Consider the following 5,078-nt stretch of genomic DNA (forward strand, 5'->3'; position numbering starts at 1 on the left):
TTCATATTGATGTTTCGCTTTCCATAATCGTTAAAAGACGATTAATGGTAGGCCTATTTCTTTTATTGGTCAATGCGAAATTTATAAGTCGGCTTAAATTGGCATCTCAGAACAATGGTTTTAGTTAAGCTTGATATTCGATTTTTATCTGTTTTTACCTTCTTATTGCGCATAAACAAGATCTTAGATTTAAACAGAGAAATCGACCGAAAAGCATTGCATTCACTGGCTACTCTAGCGATATAATTGAACGCAGAACCGTTACACAAGATAACGAAAAATCATAATTTGCACTTTAATCTTTACTCATAGGTAAGCCCTGAAATGCCACAACAGAACATCAAATTTATCGCTGCTGATATGGACGGCACTCTTCTTAATGAACACGGAAAGTTAGACCCAGAATTCTTCAATCTTTATGAGCGACTAGAAGCTCAAGACATCATTTTTGCTGCGGCATCGGGTCGTCAGTATTACAGCTTGATGGAAACCTTTGCTCCGCTAAAAGATCGCATGATGTTCGTTGCTGAAAACGGCACATTAGTGATGCACAAAGGGCAAGAGCTCTACAGCTGCTTACTTGATACTGATGCCATCAAAGACATCATCAAAGAAGCGCGTGCGATTGAAGGTGCACACGTTGTACTTTGTGGTAAAAAGTCTGCATACATTGAAACCAAAGATGAGCGTGCTTTAGCGGAGATCTCTAAGTACTACCATCGCCGAGAGCAAGTAGAAGACTTACTGGCGGTAGAAGACGATTTCATCAAGGTGGCTATCTGTCACTTCGACGGTTCACAAGAGAAAGTGAACCCAACTATTGATGCCAAATTCGGTGAGAACTACCAAGTGGTTGTCAGTGCAAAAATTTGGTTGGATGTGATGAACGCTGAAGCGTCAAAAGGTGCGGCGATTAAACATCTACAGAACACATTAGGTTTCACTTACGAGCAGACCATGAGCTTTGGTGACTACCTCAATGATTTGGAAATGCTAAAAGAGAGCTACCACTCTTACGCGATGGAAAACGCACATCCAAAGTTAAAAGAGATCGCACGTTTTGCTGCGCCAAGTAACGTTGACGCGGGTGTGTTCCAAGTACTTGAGAAGTTGCTAGCGTAACGCTCTTAAGCTCGACCCGATTTTTGTCAAAGCCAACTCGTGAACATAAGTTGGCTTTTTTGTTCGTTAATGTTGAATTTAGTTAAATTTGAACGATTGTTCAGGTTGTTGTAGTCTGAAGATAAATTGGATGCCTGCTTTTACTGCAGACATGCCTTATCAATGAGCATTTGGAATGACGATGAGCAAGAAACTTCAACTTGATATTATTTCTGACGTAATGTGCCCATGGTGCGTGGTCGGCTACAAAAACTTAGAGCAAGCAGTTTCAGAACTTGGCTTAGCAGAGCAAATTGAACTTGAATGGCAGCCGTTTGAGCTTAACCCTGATATGCCGCAAGAAGGCGAAAACCTGCGTGACCACATCATGAGAAAATACGGCTCTAGCGCAGAAGAGAGTCAAAGTTCACGCGAACAGCTTGCGGCGCGTGGCAAAGCGGTAGGGTTCGATTTCAATTTCTATGACAGCATGAGAATGGTGAATTCACGTCACCTGCATGTGCTGCTCGATTTCGCGTTGGCGCATGGCAAACAGACTGAGTTAAAGCTACGCTTCTTTACTGCTCATTTTTCAGAGCAGAAAAATCTTGCTGATCTTGAGGTTATCGCGCAAGAACTTGAAGCAGTTGGCTTAGACTCAACGAAGGCACTGAAGCGCCTAAAGAACATCGATAACTTGAAGCAAATTGAAGCGCAAGAGTTTGAATGGCAACACATGGGAATCTCAGCGGTTCCTACCGTGGTATTCAACCGCAAGAGTGCGGTCACTGGTGCGCAGACGGTCGAAACGTACAAGCAAATTCTTCAAGAACTTATTGCTGAATCATAAGCCGATTATTGGTATCAATTAGAGTCTGAATTACATGGAATCACTGTCACTCGCTCAAGCGCAAAAACTGGTATTGCTTTCGCAAAAGCTGCCGCCTAAGAAGTTACCACCTAAAAAGCAACGCAATGGGGGCACTTTGGCGAACACGCTGTCTGCGATTGAAAACCTTGGGTATGTTCAAATTGATACCATCTCTGTGATTCAGCGAGCTCACCACCATACGCTGTGGAATCGTAATCAAGACTACAAGCTTGATCATCTCGACAAGCTGCTAGAGCGTCGAGAAGTGTTTGAGTATTGGTCGCACGCTGCTGCTTATCTGCCTATGCGCGACTACCGCTTCAGCCTGCATCGAAAGAACGGGTTTGCGACCGGTAAGCTTAAGCATTGGTATAAAAAGGATGATGCACTGATGGCGCATGTTCTCAAACGCATTGAGAGCGAAGGGCCATTAATGGCGAAAGACTTTGAAGGGGATAGACCAAACCCCGGCGGATGGGGCGGTAAACCTGCCAAACAGGCACTAGAGACTTTGTTTATGCAAGGTGACTTAATGGTGCCGAGCCGAGTGAACTTCCATAAGGTGTATGACCTAACCGAACGAGTTTTGCCGAGTGCTATTGATACCTCAGAACCAACGGAACAAGAGTACATCGAGCATCTAATTACGCGTTATTTAGAAGCTAATGGTGTGGGAATAGCGTCGGAAATGAGCTATCTACTCAAGAACACAAAACCTCTGATTCAGACAACACTCCAGCAGATGCTTGAAGATAAACAAGTCGTGAAGGTGGATGTTCAAGGTGCTGATTATTATGTGTTGCCTAATGCGTTTGAACTGCTGAATCAGCCTCTATCTCGAACTAAGTTAAAGATACTGTCTCCGTTCGATAATCTGTTGATTCAACGTAAGCGAATGCAATCACTGTTCAATTTTGATTACCTTCTTGAGTGCTATGTTCCAGAAGCCAAGCGTCAGTTTGGTTATTTTAGCTTACCGATTCTCTGGCAAGGTGAGCTGGTGGCACGAATGGATTGCAAGGTCGACAGGAAGAGTGGTTTGCTCAATATCCGTAACTTGGTTGTGGAAGAGCGAATTAAAAACCATGAGTCTTTGGTTCATGCTTTATGCGATGAACTAAAACACTTCATGGTGTTCAACCAATGTGATGAGATGATCGTCCATAACACCACACCCTCTGATCTTGGTAAGCGCTTGATGAGCCATTGGCAAACAGTCTAGCGGTTTTGTTGTTAAAAAAACTCTTCGTTACTTAGAAGCCTCTTTGCTAATTCGTCAGCGCTTAGTTACTCAGAAAGAGTGGCTAACAAGAATTCGACAAAGGTTCGGTTCTTCAACGACAGTTGCTTGGTTTTGTAGAGCAAGTGAATCGGTTTAGGTAACGGTGCCATGCCGGGCAAGATCTCCAATAGCATTCCACGCTCAATTTCTTCTGCGACTAAGATAGTCGGCTGTAACAACACGCCTACGCCTTGAAGGGCAGCATATCGCAATACATCCCCATTGTTCGACATCAAACGTACTTGTCCTTTGTTCCCCGCAGTGTGAGTTGCTTGGTGACTCTGAGGATCTCGGGATTGAGGTTCACTATTTTGGATATGACGGATGTGAGTATCACGTCCAATAATATCACGACGACTGCTATAGCTGAATCCAAGCGATGGGTGTTGTGCAAGGTCTTCCAACACACGAATCTCAGCATGTTGGTTAAGGTACTCAGGAGCCGCGCAGTAACACATCTCATAATCCCCTAAGTATCTGGCGACTAAACTGGAGTCAGACAGGTCACCGATTCGCACAATCAAATCAATATCGGATGAATAAGGATCGACAAGGTCGTTGTTCAGCACCAGTTCGACATTAATCGTTGGGTGATGCGCGAGGAACTTAGCCACAATCGGGGCAAGCACCTTGTTTCCGTAGGTGACCGGGCAGTTTATCTTTACCGTGCCTTGAGGCTGGTTTTCCAAGGTTTGAATCAGGTTCTCTGCATTGCTGATGTCTTCGAGAATTCGCTTACATTCTCGATAATAAAGCTGACCTGAATCGGTTAACGATTGCTTACGCGTGGTGCGGTGGATCAGTTGAGAGTTGAGGCTCGATTCAAGGTGGTGGACATGTTTACTGATCATGGTCGCCGACAAGTTGAAGTGGTTGGCGGCGCTACGAAAGCTGCCTTGCTCGACCACGTAAACGAAGACCTTCATGCTAGTTAACTTATCCATTAAACACTCTCGGTTGATAAACAATAAACAAAACGTGAGTTTATCAATTATTAGGGGTTAATTATATTAATGGCAAACCGATAATTAACTAAAATAAGAGCGTGAAATGCCTCAGACGAATGAAACCATCTTTGTTACTGCAGAAATTAAGATTAAAACCAACATTGATCGTGAGGCTGCGATTGAAGCTATCGAGCAATTTTGCCGAGACATGCAAAGTGAGCCGGGCTGCCTACAAGCAATTGCAAGCTATGATCAAAACCAAAGCGATCGCGTTGTCTTGCTTGAGCAATACGCAAACCGCGAGGCGATCAATCAGCACTTTGTGATGCCTCATACGCAAGCGTTTATTGAGCGTGATATAACGGAATTAGTACAAGCATTTGAAACGCAACGTGGACCTATCAAAACACAAGAGCAGGAGATCTAAGCCATGAAATGGGGAATCCTAGGAACCAGCTTTATCTCAGGTGTAATGGCGGATGCGATTAAAGGCGATGCTCAAAGCGAGCTGTATGCCGTCGCTGGTCGTACTGAAAAAACACTTAACGAGTTTGCAGCCCAATATCAACCAACACTAACCTTCAACAGCTATGGAGCCCTGATTGAAGATGAGTCAGTCGACATTATCTACATCGCTCTACCAAATCACGTTCACCACGAATACGTGATTAAAGCGGCTCAAAAAGGCAAAGCGATCCTGTGTGAAAAATCGCTGTCGGTTGATATGGAAAAAACCGAGCAAGCTCTGCAAGCGGTGAAAGCATCTAGCGTGTTCTTCGCAGAAGGTTTGATGTACTTGAATCATCCATTGTTCGCCAAGCTTCATCAAGAATTAGCGACAGGTGAGATTGGCGAAGTGCGCTCAATTCAAGGTTCC

At 44.2% G+C, this 5,078-nt stretch carries 6 protein-coding genes; 5 read left to right on the top strand and 1 reads right to left on the bottom strand.

Annotation, left to right across the window (positions count from 1 at the left end; translation table 11 throughout):
- The first annotated feature begins 324 nt into the window (after positions 1 to 324).
- The 3 genes from AB4653_RS10690 (at position 325) to AB4653_RS10700 (ending at position 3,194) form a co-directional block, all read left to right on the top strand.
- Positions 325 to 1,122: a Cof-type HAD-IIB family hydrolase gene (locus AB4653_RS10690; RefSeq protein WP_102258288.1), complete on the top strand. Its 798-nt coding sequence runs from the start codon at positions 325 to 327 to the stop codon at positions 1,120 to 1,122.
- A gap of 181 nt (positions 1,123 to 1,303) precedes the next feature.
- Positions 1,304 to 1,951 (top strand): DsbA family oxidoreductase, encoded by a 648-nt coding sequence (locus AB4653_RS10695; protein ID WP_032555160.1) that lies wholly within the window; start codon positions 1,304 to 1,306, stop codon positions 1,949 to 1,951.
- Positions 1,952 to 1,985: 34 nt separating this feature from the next.
- Positions 1,986 to 3,194: a winged helix-turn-helix domain-containing protein gene (locus tag AB4653_RS10700; RefSeq protein WP_102258289.1), complete on the top strand. Its 1,209-nt coding sequence runs from the start codon at positions 1,986 to 1,988 to the stop codon at positions 3,192 to 3,194.
- A 65-nt stretch (positions 3,195 to 3,259) separates the two neighbouring features.
- On the opposite strand, the gene AB4653_RS10705 is transcribed toward AB4653_RS10700, so the two are convergent.
- Entirely contained in the window at positions 3,260 to 4,198 is a 939-nt protein-coding gene (locus AB4653_RS10705; protein ID WP_009845910.1) for a LysR substrate-binding domain-containing protein, read from the bottom strand.
- A 106-nt stretch (positions 4,199 to 4,304) separates the two neighbouring features.
- On the opposite strand from AB4653_RS10705, the gene AB4653_RS10710 reads away from it, so the two are divergent.
- Both AB4653_RS10710 and AB4653_RS10715 read left to right on the top strand, forming a co-directional pair.
- Entirely contained in the window at positions 4,305 to 4,628 is a 324-nt protein-coding gene (locus AB4653_RS10710; RefSeq protein WP_102258290.1) for a putative quinol monooxygenase, read from the top strand.
- A gap of 3 nt (positions 4,629 to 4,631) precedes the next feature.
- The coding region (locus AB4653_RS10715) for a Gfo/Idh/MocA family protein (RefSeq protein WP_372104114.1) at positions 4,632 to 5,078 on the top strand (447 nt) is incomplete at its 3' end.

The sequence above is a fragment of the Vibrio sp. 10N.222.48.A3 genome, from assembly GCF_041475345.1.
GTDB lineage: Bacteria > Pseudomonadota > Gammaproteobacteria > Enterobacterales > Vibrionaceae > Vibrio > Vibrio tasmaniensis_A.

Excerpts from the sequence above, each read along its gene's own strand:
- AB4653_RS10705 (WP_009845910.1), bottom strand. The coding sequence starts at position 4,198 with ATGGATAAGTTAACTAGCATGAAGGTCTTCGTTTACGTGGTCGAGCAA.
- AB4653_RS10690 (WP_102258288.1), top strand. The coding sequence starts at position 325 with ATGCCACAACAGAACATCAAATTTATCGCTGCTGATATGGACGGCACT.
- AB4653_RS10700 (WP_102258289.1), top strand. The coding sequence starts at position 1,986 with ATGGAATCACTGTCACTCGCTCAAGCGCAAAAACTGGTATTGCTTTCG.
- AB4653_RS10710 (WP_102258290.1), top strand. The coding sequence starts at position 4,305 with ATGCCTCAGACGAATGAAACCATCTTTGTTACTGCAGAAATTAAGATT.
- AB4653_RS10695 (WP_032555160.1), top strand. The coding sequence starts at position 1,304 with ATGAGCAAGAAACTTCAACTTGATATTATTTCTGACGTAATGTGCCCA.